Here is a 25775-nt window from a genome sequence, read left to right on the forward strand (position 1 = left end):
GGGGCCACCTCTTCGGGTACGGCGGTGGGTTACTTGAGCGGGCCGGGGCAGGTGCCGGCCGGGGCGACCGGCGAGCCCAGGTCACCGAGGGACTGGTTCACCTCGGTGGTGGTGGCCAGCTGCTGGAAGCCGTTGCCGAGGACCACGTCGACGGTGTCGTCCTTGCGCTTGATGTCGAACTCCGGCTTGGCGTTGTCGAGGAAGTACGCCTTCAGCAGGTGGGCGGAGCCGACCGCCTTGGGACCGAACCGGAGCACGGCCACCTCGTCCACCGCCTTGGGGGCGTTGCCCTCCTTCTTGACCTGGAACTTGCGGTTGCGGAAGTCGTCCGCGACCGTGCCGGCCAGACCCGCCTCGTCGGTGCCGTTGTAGACGTTGATCTTGATGTCCTTGGGCTCGTGCAGGGTCAGGTCGGCCACCGGCCAGTCCTTCGAACAGCCCGCGGCGGTGCCGGCGTTGCTCTGGGTGTCGCGGACCACCGCGATGATGACGAAGACCAGCGCGACGACCGCCAGCAGACCGAGGACAACGAGTGCCCGCACTCGCGCAAAACTCATCTGGGCGCTCCCGGACGATGGGGTGGGTGGCGGCCGCCGCCGGCGATCGGGCCGCCCGGCCGGCCGTCGGGTACGCCGCTGAGGTTAACGGTTGTCCGGCCGTGGCGTGGAAACAGTCCGACATGCCGGCGCGCCACCGGGGGAACGGGTACTACTACCCCTATCTTCGTGTCGCCTGAGTCACATTGGGAACAACTTCGGGCGCAGGGGCGTACATCTCTGCCACGAGGGCGGTATACATGCCTCGCCCAAAGGGGGGGTAAGGTTCCGCGCTCGCTGGGGGAGTTTCCCCGGCGAACTCGGCCCACCGGTCGAAGGGTCGGGTGACCGACACATGTGGTGGCCGGCCAGTGGAACCGAAACAGCGTCCTCCGGCGTTACAACCGGAAGCGACCATATCGATATGGGAGAGTGAAACCGATGGCCACCGACTACGACGCCCCGCGTCGCGACGAGGTCGACCTCGGCGAGGACAGCCTGGAAGAGCTCAAGGCCCGACGGGTCGACTCTCAGTCGGGCGCCGTGGACGTCGACGAGGCCGAGGTGGCGGAGAGCTTCGAGCTGCCCGGCGCCGACCTCGCCGACGAGGAGCTGACGGTCAAGGTGCTGCCGATGCAGCAGGACGAGTTCCGTTGCGGCCGCTGCTTCCTCGTCCACCACCGCAGCCAGTTGGCGGTGGAGCGCAACGGCGACCTGATCTGCCGAGAGTGCGTCTGAGCCGACGTACGACCACCTGCGGCGGCCTCCTCGACGGGGCCGCCGCTGTCCGAGCTGCCGTGCGCCGGTGGCGGGAAGCTGCTTGACTCGTACCGGCGGCTGACACGCCGCGCGGAGTACGGGAGGGCGGACGGGTGAGCGAGCGCAGTGAGCGGACCGGTGCTCCGGGTGCCGACGGGACCGGCGCCGACGGGGCGGCCGGCGGCGACGACACCGGGCGGGTCACCCCGGCCCGGCCGGACGGCGACGCCGACCAGCTCGGCGCGACCGTCGCCGCGCTCACCGCGGACGACGTCGCGCCCGCCCAACGGCGGCAGCTGCTCACCCGGCTCGTCGGGCAGGCGCGCGCCCGTGGCCTGACCGACCTGTTCAAGCCGAAGGCGGCGGTCCGCTGGATGGCCGACACGGTCGCCGAGGTCGCCCCGCACGTGCCGATCCGCGACCTGGCCACCCTCCGGCGGCACTTCCCGGGGCTCGACGACGACGAGCTGGCCGAGCGGCTGATCCGCAACGCGGCCCGGGCGACCGCCGGCATCGGCGCGGCCGGGGGAGGCGTCGCCGCGGTCGAGTGGGCGGTCACCCCGACCCTGCTCTCCGCCCCGGTGCTGCTGGCCGCCGAGACCGTCGCCGTGGTGGCGGTCGAGCTGAAGCTGATCGGCGAGCTGCACGAGCTGCACCGCGCCCCGCTGCCCACCGGTGGCACGGCCCGTGCGGTCGCGCTGGTGCAGTCCTGGGCGGGCAAGCGGGGGATCAACCCGATGCTGCCCGGCGTCGGGGTCAGCGCCGTGCTCGGCACGGCGGCCCGCCGTGAACTGCGGGACAGCCTGCTGCGCCGGTTCGGCCGCAACCTCACCACGCTCGGCCCGTTCCTCACCGGCGCGGCGGTCGCCGGCTACCTCAACCGCCGGGCCACCCGCACCCTCGCCGACGAACTCCGCAAGGACCTGCGCCGCCTCCCCCGCGACCTACCCCCCGCCGCCCCCTCCCGCCCCTGACCCCCACCCGGGGAACCCCCACGCCTAATTCACGGAAAGAGTGGCTTTGCGGGCCCGCAAAGCCACTCTTTCCGTGAATTAGGCGGATGCGGCGGGCGTGCGGGGGGTGGGGGGTGGGGCGCGGGGGTTAGGGGGTGGTGTCGCGGGCGGTGAGCAGGGCGGTGGCCAGCTCCACCGGGTGCCGGGTGCTGACCACCCAGAACGGGGTGGGGTCGGCCGGGTCGTCCAGCACCACCTGCACCGCGCCGCCGATCCACGGCCGCTGCACCACGAAGGCGAGCGGGTCGGCCCCGACGCCGAGCACCTCGCGCCGGCCGGCGGCGTCGAGCGGGACCGCGTCGGCGACGTGGCGGACCGGGAGGCGGGCGTCGTCGACGCGCAGCTCGCCGTCGCGGACCTCGACCCGGATCCGGCCCAGCCACCAGAGCACCGCCACGGCCGCCGGGATCAGCACCGCGAACGGCAGCCAGGCCCGCACGCCGGTCGCGCCCATCCACAGCTCGGCGGCGAGCAGCCCGGCCACCGCCAGGCCCGCCGGCCAGGCCCACCAGGGCAGCGTCAGGCGCTCGGCGTGGCCACCGGTGGCGGCCGAGGTGGCGGACGAGGGCGACGACAGGCTCACAGTCCGAGGGTACGGCGCACGGCCGGCCGGCCAACCGGCAGGATGGCAGGGTCACCCCCGCAAGGACCGGACGGAAGAGGAGAACCGTGACAGACGTCGTACCCGTGCCCGTACGGCAGCTCGACCCCGAGCTGCCGCTGCCGGCGTACGCCCATCCCGGGGACGCCGGCGCGGACCTGGTGGCCGCCGCGGACGTGGAGCTGCCGCCCGGCGGCCGGGCCCTGGTGCCGACCGGCGTGGCCGTCGCGCTGCCGGAGGGGTACGTCGGGCTGGTGCACCCCCGATCGGGGCTGGCGGCCAGGCTCGGCGTGACGGTGCTCAACGCGCCCGGTACGGTCGACGCCGGCTACCGGGGTGAGATCCTGGTCAACCTGATCAACCATGATCGGGAGGCGCCGGCGCGGATCAGCCGGGGGGACCGGATCGCGCAGCTCGTCGTCCAGCGGGTCGCGCGGGCCGATTTCCGGCCGGTGGCGGAACTGCCCGCGTCCCGGCGCGGGACCGGCGGGCACGGATCGACCGGCGGGCACGCCGGGCTGGTCCCGGCGCCGGCCGGCGGGCAGACGGAAGAGGTGGCAGGGTGAGTGCGAACAGCGGAGGGTGGGCCAGTGATCTTCTCCCGTAAGCGGGCCGAGGGCGCGCACGCGCGTGACGAGCGGGCCGCCGGGGCCGTCGACGCCCAGGAGGGCGCGCAGACGCCGTCCCGGGGCCCCTACGACGTCGCCGAGGCGCCCGATGAGCCCCGGCTCGATCTGGGCAGCCTCCAGATCCCGGCGATCCCCGAGGTCGAGGTGCGGGTGCAGGCCGACCCGCAGGGCGTGATCCAGCAGGTCGTCCTCGTGCACGGCGAGAACGCCCTCCAGCTCGGGGTCTTCGCCGCGCCGCGCTCCGACGGCATCTGGGACGAGGTGCGCGAGGAGATCCGGCAGTCGCTGTTCAACGACGGCGCCGCCGCCCGGGAGGTCGAGGGGGAGTACGGCACCGAGCTGCACGCCCGGGTGCGTACCCCGGACGGCCTGACCGACCTGCGCTTCGTCGGCATCGACGGGCCGCGCTGGATGGTCCGGGGCGTCTACCAGGGCGCGGCCGCCACCGACCCGCGCGCCGCCGGCCCGCTGGCCGCCTGCCTGGACGGCCTGGTGGTCGACCGGGGCCAGGAGGCCAAGCCGGTCCGTGAGCCGCTGCCGCTGCGGCTGCCCCGCGAGGTGGCCGAGCAGCAGGCCGCCCAGCAGGAAGCGGCGGAGCAGGGCGAGGCCTGAGTCGTACCGCGCCGGGCCCGGCCCGACGGCTACCCGTCGTCGGTGCCGGGCCCGTCGTGTGTCCGCCGTCGATGGGTACGCGCCCCGGACGCCGGCTCCGCGGTCGGGCCGGATCGGCGTACGCTGGCGGGACGGTCCGGCGCCTGCCGGGCCGGGCCAGAGCCGGCGCGGGCCGGTTCCGGGTGGAGAAGGGTGTGACGCGCAGGTCATGGCGACCGACCAGAGCCGGGTGTCGTTCCGGCGGCTCCTGCACCGGCTGACCGCGAGCGAGTCCGAGATCGAGGCGCAGGAGCTGCGCCGGGAGAGCGCCGAGTCGGGCTGCATGCCGACCCACCAGTGCACGCGGGGCCAGGTGGTCTCCGTCGCGGGGCGGCTGCGCACGGTGGTCTACACGCCCCGGACGAACCTGCCCACCCTCGAGGCCGACCTGTACGACGGCAACGACGTGGTCACCCTGGTCTGGCTGGGTCGCCGGCACATCGCCGGCATCGAGCCGGGCCGGCACCTGACCGCCCGGGGCCGGGTGGCCGTCCGGGACGAGCGCAAGGTGATCTACAACCCGTACTACGAGCTGGAGTCGCCGAAGTGACGACCGGACAGCACACCGAGCCGGAGACCGGGCCGGAGGACGACGCGCCGCTGCCCAGCCTCGCCGAGCAGATGGCCGACCAGCTCGGCGGCTGGCGCGGGCTGGTCGAGTCGAGCATCCCGGTGGTGGTCTTCGTGATCGCCAACGTGATCGGCGAGCTGCGCCCCGCGGTGATCGCCTCGGTGGTGGTCGCGCTGCTCATCGCCGGGCTGCGGCTGGCCCAGCGCCGGCCGGTGCGGCACGCCGTCAACGGCCTGTTCGGCGTCGCCATCGGCGCGGCCATCGCCTGGCGTACCGGGGACGAGCGGGACTTCTACCTCCCCGGCATCCTCTACGGCATCGGCTACGGCCTGGCCCTGCTGCTCTCCGCGGCACTGCGCCAGCCGCTGGTCGGCTGGATCTGGTCGGTGCTGGTCGCCAAGGGGCGCTCGGAGTGGCGCGACGACCCCCGGCTGGTGCGCACCTTCACCCAGCTCACCGTGCTCTGGGGCGTGGTCTGGCTGGCCAAGGTGGGCGTGCAGGCCGGGCTCTACCTGGCCCACCAGGACACCGCGCTGGGCGTGGCCCGGCTGGCCCTGGGCTACCCGCCGTACGCGCTGCTGCTGCTGATCACCGTCTGGACGGTGCGCCGGGTGACCCGGGAGAACGAGCCGACCCCGCTGCCGGGCGCCTGAGCGCTCCCGCCGGCCGTACCCGGGAGGGGTCCGACCGGCGGCGGCGTGGGTCTCAGGCCCGGTCGCGGGTGCGCTCGACGCTGTCCGGGCCGAGGATGACCGCGCGGACCTCGTCCTCGACGGCGGCCGTGCACACGAAGACCAGCTCGTCGCCCGCCTCGATCGGGTCGTCCGGGCTGGGCACCAGCACCCGCTTGCCGCGCAGGATCGCCACCAGGGCGGCGTCCCGGGGGATCGGCACCGCGTGGATCGGCTCGCCGACGTAGGGCGCGGTGGGCGGCAGGGTGATCTCGACGAGGTTCGCCTCACCCTGCCGGAAGGTCATCAGCCGGACCAGGTCGCCGACGGTGACCGCCTCCTCGACCAGGGCGGCCATCACCCTCGGCTTGCTGACCGCGACGTCCACGCCCCACTGCTCGGTGAAGAGCCACTCGTTCTCCGCCCGGTTCACCCGGGCCACCACGCGGGGCACCGCGAACTCGGTCTTGGCCAGCAGGGACACCACCAGGTTGACCTTGTCGTCGCCGGTGGCGGCCACCACCACCTCGCAGCCGGCGACGTTGGCCTCCTCCAGGCTGGCCAGCTCGCACGCGTCGGCGAGCACCCACTCGGCGGCCGGCACCCGGTCGGGCCGCAGCATCTTCGGCTGCCGCTCGATCAGCATCACCTGGTGCCCGTTGTCGATCAGCTCCTGGGCGATCGAGCGGCCCACGTTGCCCGCGCCGGCGATGGCGATGCGCATGGCTCAGTGCCCTCCTTCCGGCGGCGCGGCCGCCACCGAGGTGACCGACCCCATGATGTCGTCGGTCACCAGCATGAAGACCTGGTCGCCCTCCTGCACCACCGTGGAGGCGGTGGGCAGGGTGCCGATCCCGAACCGGATGAGGTACGCCACCCGGGCGCCGGAGGACTCCTCCAGCTGCCGCAGCGACCGGCCGATCCAGTCCTTGTGCACCGGCACCTCGACGATCGAGACGGTGCTGGTGGGGTCGCGGAAGATCTCCACGTTCCCCTCCGGGACCAGGTGCCGCAGCATCCGGTCGGCGGTCCACCGGACGGTGGCCACGGTGGGGATGCCGAGGCGCTCGTAGACCTGCGCGCGGCGCTGGTCGTAGATCCGGGCGGCCACCCGGGACACGCCGAAGGTCTCCCGGGCCAGCCGGGCGGAGATGATGTTGGAGTTGTCGCCGCTGGAGACGGCGGCGAAGGCGTCGGCCCGCTCGATGCCGGCCTGGCGCAGCACCTCACCGTCGAAGCCGGCGCCGGTCACGGTGATGCCGGCGAAGTCGGGGCCGAGACGGCGGAACGCGTCCGCGTCCTGGTCGATCACCGCCACCGAGTGCCCCCGGGACTCCAGGCTGTGCGCCAGGGTCGACCCGACCCGGCCGCAGCCCATGATCACCACATGCACGGTGTCCGCTCCTCCCACGGTGCGCCCGCTGGCCCGTCTCTGCGAGCCTGCCACGTCCCCGCCCCCGGCGGGGAGCCGACGGTACCGCGTGCGCGTACGGGAGGATGATCGGCCACCCCCACCGTCCGTCGCGGGGCGTCGTACTCTTGGCGGTTGTGGCCCGACCCACCTCGCTGCTGAAGCGACTCCTCGTCGGTCGACCGTTCCGGTCCGACCGCCTCCAGCACACCCTGCTGCCGAAGCGCATCGCGCTGCCGGTCTTCGCGTCCGACGCACTCTCCAGCGTGGCGTACGCACCGGACGAGATCCTGCTGACCCTCTCCATCGCGGGCGCCTCGGCGTTCCTCTTCTCGCCCTGGATCGCGCTCGCGGTCGTCGTGGTGATGCTCACCGTGGTGGCGAGCTACCGGCAGAACGTGCACGCCTACCCCTCGGGCGGCGGCGACTACGAGGTGGCCACGGTCAACCTCGGGCCGCGGGCCGGGCTGGCGGTGGGCAGCGCGCTGCTCGTCGACTACGTGCTCACGGTCGCGGTCTCGGTCTCCTCCGGGGTGGCGAACCTCGGCTCGGTGGTGCCCTTCGTGGCCACCCACAAGGTGCTCATCGCGGTCAGCGCGGTGGTGCTGCTGACCGCGATCAACCTGCGCGGCCTGCGCGAGTCGGGCACCGCGTTCGCGATCCCCACCTACGGGTTCGTGATCGTGATCGGCGGCATGCTGCTCACCGGGCTGTTCCGGATCTTCGTGCTGGGGCAGGACCTGCGGGCCCCGAGCGCCGGGCTGGAGATCAAGGCCGAGCACAGCGTCGCCGGCTTCGCGCTGATCTTCCTGCTGCTGCGCACCTTCTCCTCCGGCTGCGCCGCGCTCACCGGCGTCGAGGCGATCTCCAACGGGGTGCCCGCGTTCAAGACCCCCAAGTCGAAGAACGCGGCCACCACCCTGCTGCTGCTGGGCACCATCGCGGTGACCATGCTGGTCGGCATCATCCTGCTGGCGCGGCGCACCGGCCTGCAGTTCGTGGAGAGCCCGTCCCAGATCATCTCCGGACCCGACGGGTACGTGCAGAAGACCGTCACCACGCAGCTCGGCGAGACGGTCTTCGGCAGCGGCTCGGCCCTGCTCTACGTGGTGGCCGGGATGACCGCGCTGATCCTGTTCCTCGCCGCCAACACCGCCTTCAACGGCTTCCCGGTGCTCGGCTCGATCCTCGCCCAGGACCGCTACCTGCCCCGGCAGTTCCACACCCGGGGCGACCGCCTGGCCTTCTCCAACGGCATCGTCTTCCTCGCCGCCTCCGCGGTGGTGCTGATCGTCGGCTTCCAGGCCGAGGTGACCCGGCTCATCCAGCTCTACATCGTCGGGGTGTTCGTCTCGTTCACGCTCTCCCAGGCCGGGATGATCCGGCACTGGAACCGGCACCTGCGCACCGAGCGCGACCTCCAGGCGCGGCGGCGGATGATCCGCTCCCGGGCGATCAACGCCTTCGGCATGGCCATGACCGGCGTGGTGCTGGTCATCGTGCTGATCACCAAGTTCCTGCTCGGCGCCTGGATCGCGATCGCCGCGATGGCGGTCATCTACCTGCTGATGCTCGCCATCCGCCGGCACTACGACCGGGTCGCCGCCGAGCTGGAGCCGACCGAGCAGCGCGCCGTGCTGCCCGCCCGAAACCACGCCATCGTGCTGGTCAGCAAGCTGCACCAGCCCACCCTGCGGGCCGTCGCGTACGCCCGGGCCACCCGGCCGGACACGCTGACCGCGGTGACCGTGAACGTGGACGACAAGGACACCCGCGACCTGCAGGCCGACTGGGAGCGGCGCGAGCTGCCGGTGCCGCTGACCGTGATCGACTCGCCGTACCGGGAGATCACCCGCCCGATCCTCAACTTCGTCTCGTCGGTCCGCCGGGAGTCGCCCCGCGACGTGGTCACCGTCTTCATCCCCGAGTACGTGGTGGGCCGCTGGTGGGAGAACCTGCTGCACAACCAGAGCGCGCTGCGGCTCAAGGGGCGGCTGCTCTTCGAACCGGGGGTGATGGTGACCAGCGTGCCCTGGCAGCTCGCCTCGACCGCCAGCAAGAACCTGGACCGGCTGGACGCCACCCTGGTGCGCGGGCCGGCGCGCGGGCCCCGGGTGGCCCCGCGCAGCACCCTGCCGCCGACCGTGCCGCCGGCGGTCTCCGCCCCGCCCGGCGAGAGCGGGTCGAACGCCGGGGACCGCGGATGAGCGCCCCCGCCGACGACCGGCGCGGGCTGGAGGAGGCCGACCGGATCGAGCTGACCGTGGACGCGGTCGCCCCCGGCGGGCACTGCGTGGCCCGGGTCGACGGCCAGGTGGTCTTCGTCCGGCACGCGCTGCCCGGGGAGCGGGTGGTCGCCGAGGTGACCGAGCTGCACCGCGGGTTCGCCCGCGCCGACGCGGTGGAGGTCCTCGACGCCTCGCCGGACCGGGTCGAGCCGCCCTGCCCGTACGCGAAGCCGGGCCGCTGCGGCGGATGTGATCTGCAACACGTCGCGCCGGAGGCGCAGCTGGCCTGGAAGACCGCCGTGGTCCGCGAGCAGCTGACCCGGCTGGGCGGCCTGACCGACGCCGAGATCGACGCGCTGGCCGTCGCGGTCGAGGCGCTGCCCGGCGGGCCGCTCGGCTGGCGGTCCCGGGTCCGCTACGCGGTCGACGGCGCCGGCCGGGCCGGCCTGCTCAAGCACCGCTCGCACGAGGTGGTGCCGATCGACCGCTGCCTGATCGCCCACCCGGCGATCCAGGAGCTGCCCGTGCTGGTGCCCAGCGGCGCGCGCTGGCCGGACGCCGACGCGGTCGAGACGGTCGCCGGCACCGGCGGGGACGTCAGCGTCACCGCGTACGCCGAGGGGGCGCCGCGCCCGGTCAGCGGGCCGCAGCAGGTCCGTGAGGTGGCCGCCGGCCGGGACTGGACGCTGCCCGCGTCCGGCTTCTGGCAGGTCCACCCGGCCGCGGCGGACACCCTGGTCGGCGCGGTCCTCGACCTGCTCGACCCGCGCCCCGGCGAGACGGCCTGGGACCTGTACGGCGGGGCCGGCCTGTTCGCCGCCGCGCTCGCCGGCCGGGTGGGCGACGCCCGGGTCACCCTGGTCGAGGCGGCCGCCGACGGCGTGGCGGCGGCCCGGGAGAACCTGACCGACCTGCCCCGGGTGGAGGTGGTCGCGGCCCGGGTGGAGACCGCGCTGGCCCGCCGCCGGGTCACCGGCCCGGTCGACCTGGTGGTGCTCGACCCGCCCCGCTCCGGCGCGGGCGCGCCGGTGGTGCGGCAGATCGCCGCCGCCGGCCCGCGCGCGGTCGCGTACGTGGCCTGCGACCCGGCCGCCTTCGCCCGGGACGTGCGCACCTTCACCGGGCTCGGCTGGCGGCTGGCCGCGCTGCGCGGCTTCGACCTGTTCCCGATGACCCAGCACGTCGAGCTGGTCGGCCTGTTCCTGCCGCCCGGCGAGTGATTAGCTGGCCCGATGAAGATCGTCGGGCTGATGTCGGGGACCTCGTACGACGGGGTGGACGTGGTGGCCGCCGAGTTCACCCGAGAGGGCGGGACGCTGCGGCTGCGCCCGCTCGGGCACCGCGGCCTCGACTACGACCACGGGCTGCGCGCGGAGATCGGGGCGCTGCTGCCGCCGGCGGCCACCACGATCGAGGCCGTCTGCCGGCTCGACAACCGGCTCGGGGAGGTCTTCGCCGAGGCGGCGGCGGTCGGCGTCGAGCTGGCCGGTGGCACCGTCGACGCGGTGGTCTCGCCGGGGCAGACCGTCTTCCACTGGGTCGAGGCGGGCCGGGTGCGCGGCACCCTCCAGCTCGGCGCGCCGGCCCGGGTGGCCGCCCGGGTCGGCGTACCCGTGCTGCACGACCTGCGCTCGGCGGACGTGGCGGCCGGCGGGCAGGGCGCGCCGCTGGTCCCCGCCTTCGACGCGCTGCTGCTCGCCGCGCCGGACCCGACGGCCGGCGCGGCGCGGGCCGCGCTGAACCTGGGCGGCATCGCGAACCTCACCGTGGTCGCACCGGGCCAGCCGGTCGTCGGGTACGACGTGGGTCCGGCCAACGCCCTGCTGGACGCCGCCGCCCGGCGCTTCCTCGACCGGCCCTGCGACCTCGACGGGGCCCGCGCGGCGGCCGGCCGGGTGCACCCGGGCCTGCTGGCGCTGCTGCTCGACGAGCCCTACTACGCCGCGCCGGCGCCCAAGTCCACCGGCAAGGAGTTGTTCCACGGCGGCTACCTGGACGCGAAGCTGGCCGCGCTGGCCGAGCCGGTCGCTGCGGACGACGTGCTCGCCACCCTCACCGAGCTGACCGCCCGGACCGTCGCCGACGCCTGCGACCGGCACCGGGTGACCGAGGTGGTCGCGGCCGGCGGCGGGGTGCGCAACGGCACCCTGATGCGCCGGCTGGCCGCGCTCGCCGGGGCGCGGCTGCGCACCACCGACGAGCTGGGCCTGCCCGCGCAGGCCAAGGAGGCGTACGCGTTCGCGCTGCTGGGCTGGCTGTCCTGGCACGGGCTGCCGGGGGCGCTGCCGTCGGTGACCGGCGCCACCCGGGCGGCCGTGCTGGGCTCGTGGACCCCGGCGGGGCCGGCCCGGACGGTCGCCCCGCCGCTGCCGCCCCGTCGGCTGCTGATCGACGCCTGAACCGGCGCCGACCTGGGAAGATCCACGGCCGAGCTGCGGGCTGTGGGGTGGCCGATAGACTCTTTCGTCATGAGTGTTGAAGAGGGCACGGCCAACCACGGCCGGCTGCTGGCCACCGTTCGCGGGCCGCAGGACGTCAAGCGGATGACGGCCGAGCAGCTGGACATCCTCGCCGCCGAGATCCGTGACTTCCTGATCGCGAAGGTCTCCCGCACCGGTGGGCACGTCGGCCCCAACCTGGGCGTCGTCGAGCTGACCCTCGCCATGCACCGGGTCTTCGACTCGCCGCGCGACCGGCTCCTGTTCGACACCGGCCACCAGTCGTACGTGCACAAGGTCCTCACCGGCCGGCAGGAGGGCTTCGACAAGCTCCGCCAGCGCGGCGGGCTCTCCGGCTACCCCAGCCAGGCCGAGAGCGAGCACGACCTGATCGAGAACTCGCACGCCTCCACCGCCCTGTCGTACGCCGACGGGCTGGCCAAGGCGTACGCGCTGCGCGGCGAGAAGCGCAGCGTGGTCGCGGTGGTCGGCGACGGCGCGCTGACCGGCGGCATGTGCTGGGAGGCGCTGAACAACATCGCGACCGCCGGCAACCCGCTGGTGATCGTGGTCAACGACAACGGCCGCTCCTACTCGCCGACCATCGGCGGGCTCGCCGACCACCTGTCGTCGCTGCGGCTCAACCCCGGCTACGAGAAGGTCCTCGACACGGTCAAGGACGCCCTCGGCAACACCCCGTTCGTCGGCAAGCCGATGTACGAGGTGCTGCACGCGGTCAAGAAGGGCATCAAGGACGCGGTCGCCCCGCAGGCCATGTTCGAGGACCTGGGGATCAAGTACGTCGGCCCGGTCGACGGTCACGACGTCGGCGCGGTCGAGTCGGCGCTGCGGGCCGCGAAGAACTTCGGCGGCCCGGTGATCGTGCACGCGGTCACCCGCAAGGGCTACGGCTACCGCCCGGCCGAGGAGGACGAGGCGGACTGCCTGCACGGCCCCGGCGCGTTCGACATCGAGACCGGCAAGCTGGTTGCCGCGCCGTCGGTGAAGTGGACCAACGTCTTCGCCGACGAGCTGGTCGCGATCGCCGACGAGCGCCCCGACGTGGTCGGCATCACCGCCGCGATGGCCGAGCCCACCGGTATCGCCACCCTGGCCCGCAAGTACCCCGAGCGGGTGTACGACGTGGGCATCGCCGAGCAGCACGCCGCCACCTCGGCGGCCGGCCTGGCGATGGGTGGCCTGCACCCGGTCGTCGCGGTCTACGCCACCTTCCTCAACCGGGCCTTCGACCAGGTCCTGCTCGACGTGGCGATGCACCGGCTGCCGGTCACCTTCGTGCTGGACCGGGCCGGTATCACCGGCCCCGACGGGCCGAGCCACTACGGCATCTGGGACATGTCGGTCTTCGGCGTGGTGCCCGGCCTGCGGATCGCCGCGCCGCGCGACTCGGCCAGCCTCCGCGAGGAGCTGCGCGAGGCGGTCGCCGTGGACGACGGCCCGACCATCGTCCGCTTCCCGACCGGCACCGTCGCCGCCGACCTGCCGGCCGTGCGCCGGGTCGGCCAGGTCGACGTGCTCACCGAGTCGGCCCGTACCGACGTGCTGCTGGTCGCGGTCGGCTCGTTCGCCGCGCTCGGCATGGAGGTCGCCAGCCGGCTCGCCGAGCACGGCTACGGCGTCACGGTGGTCGACCCGCGCTGGGTCCGCCCGGTCCCGGCCGAGCTGGTCGAGCTGGCCGCCGGGCACCGGCTCGTGGTCACCGTCGAGGACGGGGTCCGGGTCGGTGGCGTGGGCGACGCGCTCGGCCAGGCCATGCGCGACGCCGACGTCCGGGTGCCGCTGAAGGACCTCGGCGTACCGGCCGACTGGCACCCGCACGGCACCCGCGCGCAGATCCTGGCCGACCTGGGCCTCACCGCCCAGGACGTGGCCCGGGACGTCACCGGCTGGATCTCCGGCCTGGACGCCCAGCCGGTGGAGCCCACCGCCGCCGACGGGGCCCACGCGCAGAACTGATCCCGGCTACGGTCGACGGGCGGTCCCCTCAGGGGGCCGCCCGTCTCCGTCGGGAGGTGCTGCGGCACGAGTGGAACGCCCGCCGTCCGCGAGGCGACCCTCGCCGACCTGGACGACGTCGTCGACCTGCACACCCGGGCCCGGCTCGCCTACTACGGCGCCGGTGGACTGCCCGCCGCGTCGATCGTGACGCCGGCCCTCGCCCGGGAGCAGCGGGACGGCTGGACGGCGGCGATCGGCGCGCCGCAGAAGCGCGTGCTCTGCGCCCTGGTCGACGGTGACCGCCCCTGCCCGTATCGATCAAGGAGTTTGCGTCACCTCGCGCGGCTCGCGGTGACGCAAACTCCTTGATCAACTCAGCGGGCCGGGGGTGTGGAGGGGCGCGCGGGGGTGGGGTGGGTCAGCGGCCGCCGACGGAGCGGTACCAGGTCTTCTCGGTGCCGGCCAGGCTGAAGGTCTGCTTGCGGTCGGGTTGCGGGACCACGACCAGGCCGGGGCGCTCCACCAGCCGCTGGGTGCCGGGCGGGGCGGCGAACGAGGCGTCCCGGTTCGTCCGCCAGCTCAGCACGGCGAGCGGCTGGCCCGGCACCGGCAGGTAGTACGCCTGGAGCGTGGTGGACCGGTCGGCGGGGGAGAAGACCGGCGCGCCGCCGTCGGCCGGCCGGTAGAGCACCGCGGTCATCGTGCCGGTGGCGCTCTCCCAGGTGAGCTGCTCCAGCTCGCCCGGGTCGCCGCCACCCAGCGTCACCTCGCCCAGCGACCGGACGGCGATCTTCGCCATCGGCCAGGACTCCGGCGCGGAGCGCGGCGCGTCCCGGTCGCCGAGCCGCCGGGGCACGCTGCCGAACGGCCCCCGCGGGTCGGCGAGCTGGCAGGTGTCCAGCCCGTCCAGCGCCCGCCGGCCCGAGCCCGTCTCGTCCCGGACCAGCGGATAGCGCGGGTCGGCGGTGGCCGTACCCAGGTCGAGGACGCGGTCCGCGGCCCGGCCGCGCGGCAGCGACCGGGTGGGGCGCAGCGTCGCGGTCAGCTCCACCGCCTGACAGGCCGGCACGGCGACCGGCGCGGTGAGGCCGTCGGCGACGGCGAGGGCCCGACCGTCCGGGCCGAGCAGCCGCTCCACCCGCGCCGAGGTCAGGTACCGCCGGGACGCCGGGGTGCGGACCGGCAGCACGTCGGCGTAGACCAGGTAGCCCGGATCGGTGTACTCGGTGCCGTGCTCGACCCGCCAGCGGTCCCCGTCGCGGCCCAGCTGGAGCAGCCAGGAGGCGCTCTCGCCCGGTACGTCGGCGGCGACCAGGGCCAGCGGCGTGCCGTCGGCCTCGCCCGCGAAGAGGATGCCGGAGGAGGGCAGGTGCGCCCGGTCGTCGACCGGTGAGCGCCAGTCCCGCACCGCGGCGGTGATCGCGGCGGTGGCGGAGGCGTCCCGGGCCAGGTCGCCCCGCGCCGGCCACACCCGCAGCGGCCCGTCCAGGCTGTCGTAGCCGACCCGCAGGTCGGCCGTGGGCCGCCCGGCCACCGGACCGCAGCCGGTCGCGGCCAGCAGCAGGGTCAGCAGTGCGGTGGCCGTCGTGCCGCGTCGGCGGACTGAAGCCACTCGTACGCCCCCGATCGCGTCGCCGGTCGTTTCTGCGAGCCCACATGGTACGCACCACCCGGTCGCCCGCCCGCGCCCGGCTCACCGCCGCCGCAGCGGCCACAGGAGACGGCGGTGTGCGTTTCGTGCTCATTTTCCGACTCCGGTAGACTCCGCCGACTGTGACGCCTGCCGAGCCCCGTGGCGACTCGCCGCCGGACACCGACGCCCCGACGGGCTCCGCCTCCGTCACCACCGTCGCCCGCACCGCGCCCGCCGCGCCGGTCTCCGCCCGCCCGGCGGACGCTGCCCGGCCACCCGCCGCCGCCCCGCGGACCGACGAGCCGACCGGTGCCGCGCCGGGGTCCGCGTCGACCGCGCCGGCCGGACCCGCGTCCGCGCCGGCCGAGCCTGTCGGACCCGCGTCCGCGCCGGCCGAGCCTGCCGGGCCCGCGTCCGCGCCGGCCGAGCCTGCCGGACCCGCGTCCGACCGGAGCGGGGTCGCCGGGGCGACGGTCGCGCGGCGGCGACGCCGGTGGACGCTGCGCCGGATCGACCTCGCCGTGCACGCGGTCTTCCTGCTCGCCGCGCTCTGGGTGACCAGCCGGATCTGGGTCGACCCGGCCGGCCGGGTGGCCGCCCTCTACAGCAGCGACCCCGCGCAGGTGCAGTTCTTCCTCGCCCACTCGGTCCGGGTGGTGCTGCACGGCGAGTTCCCGTTCTACACCGACCAGTTCAACTACCCGGACGGGGTCAACCTGATGGCGAACACCGCCATCCTGGCCCTGGGCATCCCGATGGTGCCGGTCACCCTCCTGTTCGGACCGGCGGTCTCCTTCGTGACGCTGGTCACCCTCGGGCTGGCCGGCACGGCCGCCGCCTGGTACCGGGTGCTCTCCCGGCACGTGGTCCGGCTGCGGCTGGCCGCCGCGGTCGGGGCCTGGTTCTGCGGCTTCTCACCGGCGATGCTCTCGCACGCCAGCTGGCACCCCAACATCATCTCCCAGTTCCTGCTGCCGTTCATCGTCTGGCGGGTGCTGGTGCTGACCCGGACCACCCGGCCGGTCCGCGACGGCGCGCTGCTCGCCCTGCTGGTCACCGCGCAGGCGTTCATCAACGAGGAGATCCTGCTCTTCACCGCGCTCGCCTGCGGGGTGTTCCTGATCGCGGTGCTCGTCCAGCGGCGCGAACTGTGGGCCACCGCCTGGCGGCCGCTCGGCGCCGGGCTGGCCGTCTGCGCGGTGGTCGCCGGGGCGCTGCTGGCGTACCCGCTCCACGTGCAGTTCGCCGGGCCGATGGCGTACCACGGGCTCAGCGACACGGTGCGCGACTACGGCAACGACATCGCCGCCTTCTTCGCCCCCGGTTCGCAGACGCTCGGCGGCAACGAGCGGGCCAACGTCAACCTCGCCCCGAACTACTCGGAGGAGAACGCCTTCTTCGGCTGGAGCCTGTCGCTGCTGACCGTCGGCATCGTCATCTGGCTGCGGCGGGAGGTGCTGGTCCGGGCGCTGGCCGCGACCGGGCTGCTGTTCGCCCTGCTCTCCCTCGGCGAGCGGGTCTCCTGGTGGGACCGGGACCTGTTCACCGGGCCGTGGGAGCTGCTGGTGCACCTGCCGCTGCTCGACGCCGTGGTGCCGACCCGGTTCGGTCTGATCACCGGGGTGGTGATCGGGGTGCTGCTGGCGTTCGCCGTCGAGCGGGCCGCCGCGCTGAAGGTCCCCGACCGGCGGACGGTACGGATCCTCAGCGTCGCCGGCCTGGTGCTCGCCCTGCTGCCGATCGCGCCGATGCCGTTGCAGGTCACCGACCGCCCGCCGGTGCCGAAGTTCATCACCGCCGACCGCTGGCGGCAGTACGTCGGCCCGGACCAGACCCTGGTGTCGGTGCCGGTGCCGAGCATGGGCAACACCGACCCGATGCGCTGGGCGGCCAGCACCGGGCTGGCGTTCAAGATCCCCGGCGGCTACTTCCTCGCCCCGCGCAACGGCGTCACCGGCGACCCGGGGCGCTTCGGCGGGCGGCCCAGCGGCATCGGCGACCTGCTGGAGGAGGTCGCCGCGACCGGCCGGACGCCGAAGCTCGACGACCGGCAGCGCCGCCGCTTCCTGGACGAGCTGCGTCACTGGCGGGCCGCCGTGGTGGTGCTGCCGCTGAACGAGCCGAACGCGGAGCCGCTGCGCCGGACCGTCGAGCAGCTGGTCGGCCCGGCCCGGCAGGAGCTGGACGTGTGGTTGTGGGACGTCCGGACACTGACCAGCCCGTCGGCCTGACCCCGCCCGGCTCCGGCCCGGCCCGGCGGGAGCCCGCCCCGCGGGAGCCGGTCCCGGGCGGGCCGGCCCGGCGTCGTCGGCCGCGCCCGGTCGACGCGCTCGTGGTCGCCGGGTACCTGGGCCTGGCCGTGCTGCTCACCGCCGGTCAGTGGCGCCGCCCCGACCGGCTGTTCCACCAGGCGGGCGACCAGATGCTCTTCGAGTGGATGCTGGCCCGCGCCGCGCGGGCGGTGACCGACGGGCAGAACCCGCTGCACAGCGGCGCGCTGAACGCCCCGGACGGGGTGAACCTGATGGCCAACACCTCGGTGCTCGGGCTGGGGCTGCCGCTCACCCCGGTCACCCTGCTCGCCGGGTCGCAGGTGGCCTTCCTGGTGGCCGTGGTCGGCTGCCTCGCCGGCACCGCCACCGCCTGGTACGCGCTGCTGGCCCGCCGCCTGGTCCGGTCCCGGGTCGCCGCGGCGGTCGGCGGGCTGTGCTGCGGGTTCGCCCCCGGCACGGTCGCGCAGGCCGGCGCGCACCTGCACATGGCCGCCCAGTTCCTGGTGCCGGTGATCCTGGCGCTGCTGTTCCGGCCCCGTACCGACCGGGTCCGCCGGGACGGGGTGCTGCTCGGGCTGGCCGTGGCGTACCAGGTGTTCCTCGGTGAGGAGGTGCTGGTGCTGCTCGCCGTGGGGGCTGCCGTGTTCGCCGGCACGTACGCGCTCGCGGACCGGGCCGCCGCGCGCCGGCTGGCACCCGTGCTGGCCCGCCGGCTGGGCGTCGGCGCGCTGGTGGCGGGGGTGCTGCTGGCGTACCCGCTCTGGGTCCAGTTCGCCGGGCCGGGGCACTACCGCGGGATGCCCTTCGACACCCGCAGCTACCGGCTCGACGTGGCCTCGTACCCGGCGTTCGCCCGGCAGAGCGTCGCCGGGGACGGGCACCGGGCCGGGCTGCTCTCCCCGAACCCGACCGAGCAGAACTCCTACCTGGGGCCGTTCCTGCCGCTGCTCGCCCTGCTGGTGGTGGTCCGGCTGTGGCGGCGGCCCCTGGTCCGCGCGCTGGCCGCCGCCGGGCTGGTGGGCGCGCTGCTCTCCCTCGGCGGCACGGTGGTGCTGAACCGGCACGACACCGGGCTGCCCGGGCCGTACCGGCTGCTCGCCGGGGTGCCGCTGCTCGACCTGGTGGTGCCGGCCCGGTTCGCGCTGGTCTGCGTACCGGTGCTCGGGGTGCTGCTGGCGCTCGCCCTGGACCGGGTGCGGCACAGCGCCGCGCGCACCTGGGCGCCGTGGGCCGGCGCGGTGACCGCCGCGCTGCTGCCGCTGGCCCCCACGCCGATCCGCACCACGCCCGCCGCGCCGGTGCCGGCGTTCGTCGCCGACGGCGACTGGCGGGCGTACGTCCCACCGGGCCGGACCCTGGTGCCGGTGCCCCCGGTCACCGGCGCGGCGGTGAGCCCGGCCACCCTCTGGTCGGCGCGGACCGGCCTGGCCTTCACCGCGCCGGGCGGCTACTTCATCGGTCCGCGCGGCGCGGACGACCCGACGGCGCGCTGGGGAGCGCCCGACCGCCCCACCGCCCTGCTGCTGCGCCGGGCCGCCGAGACCGGCCAGGTCCCGCCGGTCGGCGTGGCGGAACGCCGGCAGGCCGTCGAGGACCTGCGGCACTGGCGGGCGGCGGTGCTGGTGCAGGGCGGCTCGGTGCCGGGCGACCCGGTCCGGGTCACCGTGGACGCCCTGGTCGGCCCCGGCCGGGACGTGCCCGGCGCGCACATCTGGGACGTCCGTCCCCTACTCGGCTGAGCGCGGCCGGTCAGACCCGGTCGCGGACGTCCCAGAGCCAGACGTCGTCGACCCGCTGCGGCTCGCCCAGCAGCGCGGTCATCAGCTCGCGCAGCACGCCCTCGCTGGGGTTCGCGCCGAGCACCACCACCGAGGCCTTCCAGAAGCGCAGGTCCTCGACGGCCTGCCGGCGGTTCTCCTCGGTGATCGCGGGGACCTTGCCGGCGTCCATGGTGGCGTAGATCAGGGTGCTGGTCGGCCGGTTGGGCGCACCGAAGACGCCCTCGCCCTTCTCGTTCGGGCCGATGAAGTAGCCGGCCGGGATCGGGAACTCCAGCCCGGTCAGCGCGCTCCAGCGCAGCGTGGGCAGGCCGTGCACGTTGCTCGGGATCGGCACCGGGACCAGGGTCCGGCCGTCCGGCACGTACGGCCGCCAGGTGCCCGCCGTGATGAAGTGCGGCGGCGGGTCCATCCGCTGCGCCGGCAACGGGCGCGGGACGAGCGGCAGCAGGGCGGCCACGATCGCCGCGTACCCGATGCCGCGCAGCACCCGCCGGCGGGTGCCGGTGGGGGCCTGCGCCGGCTCGTCGTCGGCGGCGGCGCGCGGGGCGGGCACCGGCGGCCGGCCGCCGGTGGCGAGGGCGTTCCAGGCCAGCGCCAGCAGCACCCCGACCGCGGCGGCCACCACCAGGGCCAGCCGGGTCGGCATCATCATCTCGACCAGCGGCAGGTCGTCCGGGACGTACGCCCACGGCCCGTTGTGGGCGGTCTCCACGCCGTCGAAGCGCACCTTGGGGCCGATCGACGCGACGGTGAAGACCACCACCAGCACGGCGACCAGCCGCGCCGGCAGCGAGCGGCGCACCAGCAGCACCAGGGCGACCAGCGCGACCAGCACCAGCGGCCAGCCGAACCAGGTGTTCTGCTCGGTCAGGCCGATGGTCTTCTCGACCGCCTCGTCGCCGGCGACGGTGTCCCGGGCGAACGTGACGAAGGCCATCAGGTCCTCGCCCCAGTTGTGGAAGACCCCGCCCTGCAGGCCCCGGTAGGACTGGGGACCGTTGAACTGGTACCAGATCGGGTAGCCGGTCAGCACCAGGGCCACCCCGGCGCCGATGCCACCGGCGGCCAGGAAGGTGCCGGCCCGCCGGAGGGCCGCGCGCGGCCGCTGCACCACGTACGCGAGCACCACCACCAGGCAGGCCAGCGCGGTGAGCAGCAGCATCTCCTCGTTGATGAAGATCTGGTACGCGACCAGCAGCCCCAGCGCGACGCCGTTGCGCAGCCGCCGGCCCGGCTCGCCGAGGCGCAGCACCCGGGCCACGATCAGCGGCAGCAGGAAGTTGGAGACGAAGTTCGGCTGCCCGTTGGCGTGGTGCACGATGCCCGGCGCGAAGCCGAGGAACGCGCCGCCGACGAAGGCCGCGGCGCGCGAGCGCACCAGGTGCCGGGAGAGCATCCAGTACGAGGTGGCCGCCGTGGCCGACAGGGCGGCGCCCAGGTAGAGCGCGTACATCACCTGCGGGCCCAGCAGCAGGGTGAGCGGCGCGAGCGGCAGGGTCACCCCGAGCAGCGACGTGTTCGCCATCATGTTCACCCCGTCCGGGGCGTTCTGCCGCGCCGTGAACAGCGGGTTCTCCAGGTGGCGCACCGAGTAGGCGCCGTGCGCGAAGAGCCACTCGAACCAGCTGTGGTCGGTCGGCAGGTGCGAGGAGACCCGGTGCTGCACGTCGCCCCAGTAGTTGAGGCAGACGAGGACACCGAGCAGCGCATAGGCTGCGATCGCCAGCACGTCGGCGCGGGCCGGCCGGCGACGGGTCCGCCGGGGCGGGTCCGCCACGGCGGGCTCGGCCGCGACGGGCGAGGAGTTCAGCGAAGGGTCTACCACCGGCACAGCCACGACGGGCCATCGTACAGGCGGCCCGGCGGCGCCCCGGCCGGCCGGTGGTCCCGGCGGGTCGGCCGGCCGGCGGGCCGCGGAGAGGGGTGGCCGTGACCATCATCGATCTGGGGGAACTCCGCGACGACGTCACGCCCGATCCGCCGCGCCCCCGGCCCCGGGCCGTCGGCCGCCGCTACCGGTTCCTCGGGGCGCTGCTGCTGGCCCTGGTCACGCTCGCCGCCGCGACACCGGTGCCGCGCCGCGTCGTGCTCACCGTGCCCGGCCGCCCGGCCAGCGAGGTGTTCCTCGCCGGTAACCGGATGTACGCGGTCGAGCTGCCGGAGCCGAACCGGGACGGGGGTCGTCGGCTCGTCGCGTACGAGCTGGCCGGGTCCCGGATCCGCGAGCGGTGGCACACCCTGCTGCCGGCGGGCACTGTCCCGGTCGGCGCGGCGGTGCGGTCGGGCCGGCTGCTGGTCAGCGGCCGCTCCGCCGACGACGCCTCGTGGGAGAGCGTGGGGATCGACCCACGGACCGGCCGCATCGTCTGGCGGGAGTCGGGAGTCCTCCTGGCCGCCGGGGAGGCGACGCTGCTCGGGTCCGTCGACGTCGAGCGCGGCGGCACCGCGTTCCGCCGGATCGACGTGGCGACCGGCCGGGCACTGTGGTCGGTCGTCATGCCCACGACGGACGCGTACGACCACGTGGACTTCGAGATGAACCGGGCCGGTCTGGAGCGGCTGGTGCTGGTGCCCGCCTCCGGTCCGGTCCAGGTCCACGACGCGGTCTCCGGGGTCCGGCAGGCGGTCCGCGACCTGCACCCCGGGGAACTGCCCGCCCTGCGGCGCACCCTGATCGCGGCCGGGCTGCTGCTGGAGCTGACCGACGGCGGCAGCACCGTGACCGCGTACGACCTGGACCGGCTCCAGCGGCGGTGGAGCGCGGCGCTGCCGCTGGTCGACCACGCGGAACGCTGCGGCCGGCTGCTCTGCGCGTTCCGGCAGACCGGCGGGATGTGGGCGCTCGACCCGGCCACCGGCCGGACGGTGTGGACCAGCCCGCGCTGGCAGTCGGTGCTGGCCGCCGCCCCCGGCCGGCTGCTGCTCATCGGGCCGACGGCCGACGCCTCGGAGCAGGCGGTGGTCGACGAGGCCACCGGTCGGCTCATCGCCGAGCAGGGCGACTGGCGCTGGCTGCCCTCCGACGACCCGGACGAACCGATGATCGCGGTCCGGTCCGGTCGGGACGGCCGGGTGCTCGTCGCGGAGCTGGACCCGGCGCTCGACCGACCCCGGATCCGCGCCGTGCTGACCGGGGCGACCGGGGACTGCCGGACCGGCCCGACGCTGGTGGTCTGCCGCCGCACCGACGGCGGCTTCGGGGTGTGGACCCTGCCGTGACCGTGATCGAGCTGGGGGAGCGGCCGCGCGGCGGGTCGGACGAGCCGCCCGACGAGGCGCCCCGGCCACCGGGCGTCGGGCTCCGGCTGGTGGCGCTCTGCGTGGTCGCGCTGCTCACCCTGGCCGGGTCGGCGCCGGCCGCGTACCGCCGGCCCGGCCGGGCGGTGCCCGCCCCGCAGGGCGCGAGCTTCCTGGTCGTCGCCGGGCGGCTGGTGGTGGCCGACGGCCCCGGCACCGTGGGCGGGGGCGGCCGGGTGGTGACCGGGCACCGGCTGCCCGACGGCCGGCTGCTGTGGCGGTTCGTGCTGCCGGTCGGCGACCACGTGCTCGGCCTCAGCACGGTCGCCGGACTGCTGCTGGTGACCAGCAGCCCGGCCGGGGCCGGCGACACCCTATCCACCGTGCTCGATCCGGGCTCCGGCGTGCTGCGCTGGCGGGGGCCCGGCTACCCGGTGCCGACCCAGTCGGGTGGCCTCCTCTTCGAGACCCCCCGGGCGGACGGCACGGGCACGATCCGGTCGGTGGACCCGGCGTCCGGACAGACCCGCTGGTCGCTGCCGCTGCCCGGACCCGTGGCGGCGTACCGCAACGGGGACCGGGGCGTGGTGGAGATCGTGCTGGTCACGCCCGACGGCCGGGTGTCGGTGCACGACGCCGGCTCCGGTGCGCTGCGGCAGGAGGGGCGGGTGTTCCGGGCCGACGACCGGGCGGGGGGCCGGTCCGTGCAGGTGGTGGGCGATCTGCTGCTGGTCGGCGGCACCGCCGACACCGACCCGCCGCCGCGCGGCGACCCGCCACCGGAGACCGTCGTCGCGTACGGGCTGGACCGGTTGGACCGGCGGTGGAGCGTGCCCGTGCCGACCCGTGCCGGCACCTGGTTCAGCGACTGCGGGAGGGTGGTGTGCCTGCACGACCAGCTCCCCGGGGTACGCGCCTTCGACCCGGCCACCGGCCGGCAGCTCTGGACCGACGAGCGCTGGCTGGGGGTGAGCCCGGTCGGCGACCGGCTGCTCGCCGCCGCCCCGGCCGACGGCCCGGAGCTGGACCGCGTTGCCCTCGACCCGGGCACCGGCCGGGTCGTCACCCGGTTCGGTCGGTGGCGGCTGGCCGGCGGCGACGACGCCGGTGCCCTTCAGCTCGGCCTGCGCCGGCTGCCCACCGACCGGACGCTCGTCGGCACCCTGGACGTGGCCACCGGTCGGACCCGGCTGCGGGCGGTCCTCCCCGGCTCCTGGGACGGCTGCGTCGACGCCGGGACACAGCTGGTCTGCCTGCGGCCGTCGGGCGGTCTGGTGGTCTGGCCGGTGGAGCGCTGAGTCACCAGTTGGCCTGCGCGGGCGGCGTCGGCAGCGGCACCCGTTCCGGCCGGATCACGTACGTGATGCCGCCGCTGCCGCCCTGCCAGGCCGCCTCGAACGGGCCGCGCGGCACGGTCCGGCGGACCGCCTCGTCGTCCGGCGCGTACGGGTCGTTGAGCACCGGGTCCCCGTCGGCGGTGAAGCCGACCAGCACCATCAGGTGCCCCCGGGTGTCGTAGTCCAGCCCCGGGACCTGCCCCCGGGTGAACGCCCCCGACACCACCAGCGGGATGCCGGCGGCGACGAACCGTTCCGCCTCGCCGAGGTGGCGCAGCCGGGTGACGAAGGCGTCCACCCCGTGCCGGCCGGCGTACGCGGTGTTGAAGGGCCAGTTCCCCGCGCCCCGGTAGGCGTGGTCGTAGCAGTGCCGGGCGGCGTGCACCACCACCGGCCGGTGCCCCGGCGGGTCGACCCAGGCGTACCGGTCCGGGGTGGGGCCGGTGGCCCAGAAGTCCAGCACCATCGTCACGCAGGTGGGGCTGCACCAGGAGTCCCCGCCGCCACCCCAGCGGGTCTCCCCGCCCGCGTGCCGGCGCTGCGAGTACCGCGGCACGTCCAGCACCCGCCCCCGGCCGTCCGCCGGCCCGTCGCCCGGCCCGGCCGCGTCGTCGCCCGGCCCGCCCGGGTCGCCGCCCGGGTCGACCTCGTTCCGGTCCGCCTCGGCCGAGGCGACCGCGCCGATTGTGCGCAGCACCGGGGTCACGGCCAGACCGGCCCGCCGGTGCAGGGTGACCCGGAGCTGCCAGCCGGTGGCCGCCGAGCGGAGCAGGCCGAAGGTGTCCTCCTTCGCCCACGCCTCGTCCCGTACCTGCCCCGGCACCGAACTGCGGTGGATGGTCGACTCGTCGGCGGCCCAGTGCCCCAGGTCGTACCAGTCGGTCGTGGGTGCCGCGTCGTCCCAGGCGCGCAGCTGCACCCGCAGCCAGCACCCCGGCGGGGTGTCCCCGGTCCAGGACGGCACCACCTCGTCGACCAGGAAGCCCACCGGCACCACCGGGGACGTCCACGTCGACCACTCGTATCCGGCGGCGGTGCCGGAGTACGGGTCGGTGTGCTCGGTGCGGCCGGCCGGCACCCCGATGACGAGGCCGTTCGCGGTGGCGGTCACCCCGTCGGCCGCGCCCAGCCCCAGGTCCGTCGGGAACCGGAAGCGCCGGAGGGCGACGTTCCGCCCGGGGTCGACCACGGTCACGCGGGGGCTCCGTCCGCTCGGGTGTCAACGGGTGCCGGGAAGCATGGCGTACCCGAAGGATATTTGCAACGGCGGTGGACGCCGGCGGTTTGGCGGCCGGCACTAGGTTGTGGGAGGTCACGAGGTGGGAGGCCGGGATGCGGGTACTGGTGGTCGAGGACGAGCGCAACCTCGCCGACGCGATCGCGCGCGGGCTGCGCAAGCGCGGCATGGCGGTGGACGTCGCCTACGACGGCGACACCGGGCACGAGGCGGCCTTCGTCACCCGCTACGACGTGGTGGTCCTCGACCGGGACCTGCCCGGCGTGCACGGGGACCGGATCTGCGCCGACCTGGCCGCCTCCGGCACGCTGACCCGGGTGCTGATGCTCACCGCCAGCGGCACGGTCGCCGACAAGGTCGAGGGGCTCCAGCTCGGCGCGGACGACTACCTGCCCAAGCCGTTCGCCTTCGACGAGCTGGTGGCCCGGGTGCAGGCGCTGGGCCGGCGGGCCACCCCGGCCGCGCCACCGGTGTTCGAGGTCGCCGACCTGGTGCTCGACCCGGCCCGGCGGGTGGTCACCCGGGGTGGCGCGCCGGTCGACCTCACCAACAAGGAGTTCGGCGTGCTGGCCGAGCTGCTCAAGGCGCGCGGCGCGGTGGTCTCCAGCGAGGAGCTGCTGGAGCGGGTCTGGGACGCCAACACCGACCCGTTCACCACCATCGTCCGGGTGACCGTGATGACGCTGCGCAAGAAACTCGGCGACCCGCAGCTCATCGAGACCGTGGTCGGGGCCGGCTACCGGATGGTGGCGGTATGAGCGCCCGCACCGAGCCGGGCCCGCGCGCCCGGGCCGGCGGCGGGGGATCCGG

At 75.2% G+C, this 25775-nt stretch carries 22 protein-coding genes; 15 read left to right on the plus strand and 7 right to left on the minus strand.

What is annotated here, in order from left to right:
- Positions 1-29: 29 nt before the first annotated feature.
- Positions 30-542 carry a LytR C-terminal domain-containing protein gene (locus GA0070611_RS30770; protein ID WP_197676055.1) on the minus strand — a complete coding sequence of 171 codons (513 nt, stop codon included), beginning with the start codon at positions 540-542 and terminating at the stop codon, positions 30-32.
- Positions 543-977: 435 nt separating this feature from the next.
- On the opposite strand from GA0070611_RS30770, the gene GA0070611_RS30775 reads away from it, so the two are divergent.
- The gene (locus GA0070611_RS30775; RefSeq protein WP_067315205.1) at positions 978-1274 is read left to right on the plus strand and encodes a DUF4193 domain-containing protein; all 297 of its coding nucleotides are present in this window, start codon (positions 978-980) and stop codon (positions 1272-1274) included.
- A gap of 134 nt (positions 1275-1408) precedes the next feature.
- Complete coding sequence (locus tag GA0070611_RS30780; RefSeq protein WP_091672183.1) at positions 1409-2269, plus strand: hypothetical protein; 861 nt, start codon at positions 1409-1411, stop codon at positions 2267-2269.
- A gap of 127 nt (positions 2270-2396) precedes the next feature.
- Here the strand turns inward: GA0070611_RS30780 and GA0070611_RS30785 are convergent, their stop codons facing one another.
- Complete coding sequence (locus GA0070611_RS30785) at positions 2397-2885, minus strand: DUF3093 domain-containing protein (protein ID WP_407940463.1); 489 nt, start codon at positions 2883-2885, stop codon at positions 2397-2399.
- Between the two features lie 92 nt (positions 2886-2977).
- Between GA0070611_RS30785 and dut the strand changes: the two genes are divergently transcribed.
- The 4 genes from dut (at position 2978) to GA0070611_RS30805 (ending at position 5413) form a co-directional block, all read left to right on the plus strand.
- Positions 2978-3475 (plus strand): dUTP diphosphatase, encoded by a 498-nt coding sequence (gene dut, locus GA0070611_RS30790; protein ID WP_091672188.1) that lies wholly within the window; start codon positions 2978-2980, stop codon positions 3473-3475.
- Between the two features lie 24 nt (positions 3476-3499).
- A complete protein-coding gene (locus GA0070611_RS30795) occupies positions 3500-4150 on the plus strand; it encodes a DUF3710 domain-containing protein (protein ID WP_091672190.1) in 651 nt (216 codons plus the stop codon).
- Between the two features lie 208 nt (positions 4151-4358).
- On the plus strand, positions 4359-4739 hold the full coding sequence (locus GA0070611_RS30800) for an OB-fold nucleic acid binding domain-containing protein (RefSeq protein WP_091672193.1): 381 nt from the start codon (positions 4359-4361) through the stop codon (positions 4737-4739).
- Positions 4736-5413 (plus strand): DUF3159 domain-containing protein, encoded by a 678-nt coding sequence (locus GA0070611_RS30805; RefSeq protein ID WP_091672196.1) that lies wholly within the window; start codon positions 4736-4738, stop codon positions 5411-5413. Before GA0070611_RS30800 ends, GA0070611_RS30805 begins: the two co-directional genes overlap by 4 nt.
- Positions 5414-5465: 52 nt before the next feature.
- Here the strand turns inward: GA0070611_RS30805 and GA0070611_RS30810 are convergent, their stop codons facing one another.
- Positions 5466-6155, minus strand: a complete 690-nt coding sequence (locus tag GA0070611_RS30810) for a potassium channel family protein (protein WP_091672198.1) — start codon at positions 6153-6155, stop codon at positions 5466-5468.
- A gap of 3 nt (positions 6156-6158) precedes the next feature.
- The gene (locus GA0070611_RS30815; protein ID WP_091672200.1) at positions 6159-6824 is read right to left on the minus strand and encodes a potassium channel family protein; all 666 of its coding nucleotides are present in this window, start codon (positions 6822-6824) and stop codon (positions 6159-6161) included.
- Between the two features lie 155 nt (positions 6825-6979).
- Here GA0070611_RS30815 and GA0070611_RS30820 point away from each other — a divergent pair, with 155 nt between their 5' ends.
- The 4 genes from GA0070611_RS30820 to dxs all read left to right on the plus strand — a co-directional run bounded on the left by GA0070611_RS30820 (position 6980) and on the right by dxs (position 13485).
- On the plus strand, positions 6980-9049 hold the full coding sequence (locus GA0070611_RS30820; RefSeq protein WP_091672202.1) for an APC family permease: 2070 nt from the start codon (positions 6980-6982) through the stop codon (positions 9047-9049).
- Positions 9046-10290 (plus strand): class I SAM-dependent RNA methyltransferase, encoded by a 1245-nt coding sequence (locus GA0070611_RS30825; protein WP_091672204.1) that lies wholly within the window; start codon positions 9046-9048, stop codon positions 10288-10290. The genes GA0070611_RS30820 and GA0070611_RS30825 overlap by 4 nt, the downstream gene beginning before the upstream one ends.
- Before the next feature lie 12 nt (positions 10291-10302).
- Entirely contained in the window at positions 10303-11469 is a 1167-nt protein-coding gene (locus GA0070611_RS30830) for an anhydro-N-acetylmuramic acid kinase (RefSeq protein WP_091672207.1), read from the plus strand.
- Between the two features lie 69 nt (positions 11470-11538).
- Positions 11539-13485 carry a 1-deoxy-D-xylulose-5-phosphate synthase gene (gene dxs / locus GA0070611_RS30835; RefSeq protein ID WP_091672210.1) on the plus strand — a complete coding sequence of 649 codons (1947 nt, stop codon included), beginning with the start codon at positions 11539-11541 and terminating at the stop codon, positions 13483-13485.
- Between the two features lie 400 nt (positions 13486-13885).
- Here dxs and GA0070611_RS30840 read toward each other — a convergent pair whose 3' ends face one another.
- Positions 13886-15079: a hypothetical protein gene (locus GA0070611_RS30840; protein ID WP_091672212.1), complete on the minus strand. Its 1194-nt coding sequence runs from the start codon at positions 15077-15079 to the stop codon at positions 13886-13888.
- Between the two features lie 161 nt (positions 15080-15240).
- On the opposite strand from GA0070611_RS30840, the gene GA0070611_RS30845 reads away from it, so the two are divergent.
- Complete coding sequence (locus GA0070611_RS30845) at positions 15241-17331, plus strand: hypothetical protein (RefSeq protein ID WP_231921279.1); 2091 nt, start codon at positions 15241-15243, stop codon at positions 17329-17331.
- The gene (locus GA0070611_RS30850) at positions 17289-19112 is read left to right on the plus strand and encodes a UbiA prenyltransferase family protein (RefSeq protein ID WP_091672215.1); all 1824 of its coding nucleotides are present in this window, start codon (positions 17289-17291) and stop codon (positions 19110-19112) included. The genes GA0070611_RS30845 and GA0070611_RS30850 overlap by 43 nt, the downstream gene beginning before the upstream one ends.
- A 10-nt stretch (positions 19113-19122) precedes the next feature.
- Here GA0070611_RS30850 and GA0070611_RS30855 read toward each other — a convergent pair whose 3' ends face one another.
- Positions 19123-20979 (minus strand): hypothetical protein, encoded by a 1857-nt coding sequence (locus GA0070611_RS30855; protein WP_231921582.1) that lies wholly within the window; start codon positions 20977-20979, stop codon positions 19123-19125.
- A 104-nt stretch (positions 20980-21083) separates the two neighbouring features.
- On the opposite strand from GA0070611_RS30855, the gene GA0070611_RS30860 reads away from it, so the two are divergent.
- Together GA0070611_RS30860 and GA0070611_RS30865 are read left to right on the plus strand one after the other, a co-directional pair.
- Positions 21084-22373 (plus strand): PQQ-binding-like beta-propeller repeat protein, encoded by a 1290-nt coding sequence (locus GA0070611_RS30860; protein ID WP_157740424.1) that lies wholly within the window; start codon positions 21084-21086, stop codon positions 22371-22373.
- Entirely contained in the window at positions 22370-23689 is a 1320-nt protein-coding gene (locus tag GA0070611_RS30865; RefSeq protein WP_091672223.1) for an outer membrane protein assembly factor BamB family protein, read from the plus strand. The genes GA0070611_RS30860 and GA0070611_RS30865 overlap by 4 nt, the downstream gene beginning before the upstream one ends.
- Before the next feature lies 1 nt (position 23690).
- On the opposite strand, the gene GA0070611_RS32335 is transcribed toward GA0070611_RS30865, so the two are convergent.
- On the minus strand, positions 23691-24923 hold the full coding sequence (locus GA0070611_RS32335) for a C39 family peptidase (RefSeq protein ID WP_269456338.1): 1233 nt from the start codon (positions 24921-24923) through the stop codon (positions 23691-23693).
- Between the two features lie 137 nt (positions 24924-25060).
- Here GA0070611_RS32335 and GA0070611_RS30875 point away from each other — a divergent pair, with 137 nt between their 5' ends.
- Positions 25061-25723: a response regulator transcription factor gene (locus GA0070611_RS30875; protein WP_091672225.1), complete on the plus strand. Its 663-nt coding sequence runs from the start codon at positions 25061-25063 to the stop codon at positions 25721-25723.
- Positions 25724-25775: the final 52 nt, after the last annotated feature.

The sequence above is a fragment of the Micromonospora auratinigra genome, from assembly GCF_900089595.1.
GTDB classification, from domain to species: domain Bacteria; phylum Actinomycetota; class Actinomycetes; order Mycobacteriales; family Micromonosporaceae; genus Micromonospora; species Micromonospora auratinigra.

What these genes read in the sequence shown, in the direction of transcription:
- GA0070611_RS30775 (WP_067315205.1), top strand. Translation starts at nt 978, where the DNA reads ATGGCCACCGACTACGACGCCCCGCGTCGCGACGAGGTCGACCTCGGC.
- GA0070611_RS30875 (WP_091672225.1), top strand. Translation starts at nt 25,061, where the DNA reads ATGCGGGTACTGGTGGTCGAGGACGAGCGCAACCTCGCCGACGCGATC.
- GA0070611_RS30830 (WP_091672207.1), top strand. Translation starts at nt 10,303, where the DNA reads ATGAAGATCGTCGGGCTGATGTCGGGGACCTCGTACGACGGGGTGGAC.
- dxs (WP_091672210.1), top strand. Translation starts at nt 11,539, where the DNA reads ATGAGTGTTGAAGAGGGCACGGCCAACCACGGCCGGCTGCTGGCCACC.
- GA0070611_RS30825 (WP_091672204.1), top strand. Translation starts at nt 9,046, where the DNA reads ATGAGCGCCCCCGCCGACGACCGGCGCGGGCTGGAGGAGGCCGACCGG.
- GA0070611_RS30810 (WP_091672198.1), bottom strand. Translation starts at nt 6,155, where the DNA reads ATGCGCATCGCCATCGCCGGCGCGGGCAACGTGGGCCGCTCGATCGCC.
- GA0070611_RS30800 (WP_091672193.1), top strand. Translation starts at nt 4,359, where the DNA reads ATGGCGACCGACCAGAGCCGGGTGTCGTTCCGGCGGCTCCTGCACCGG.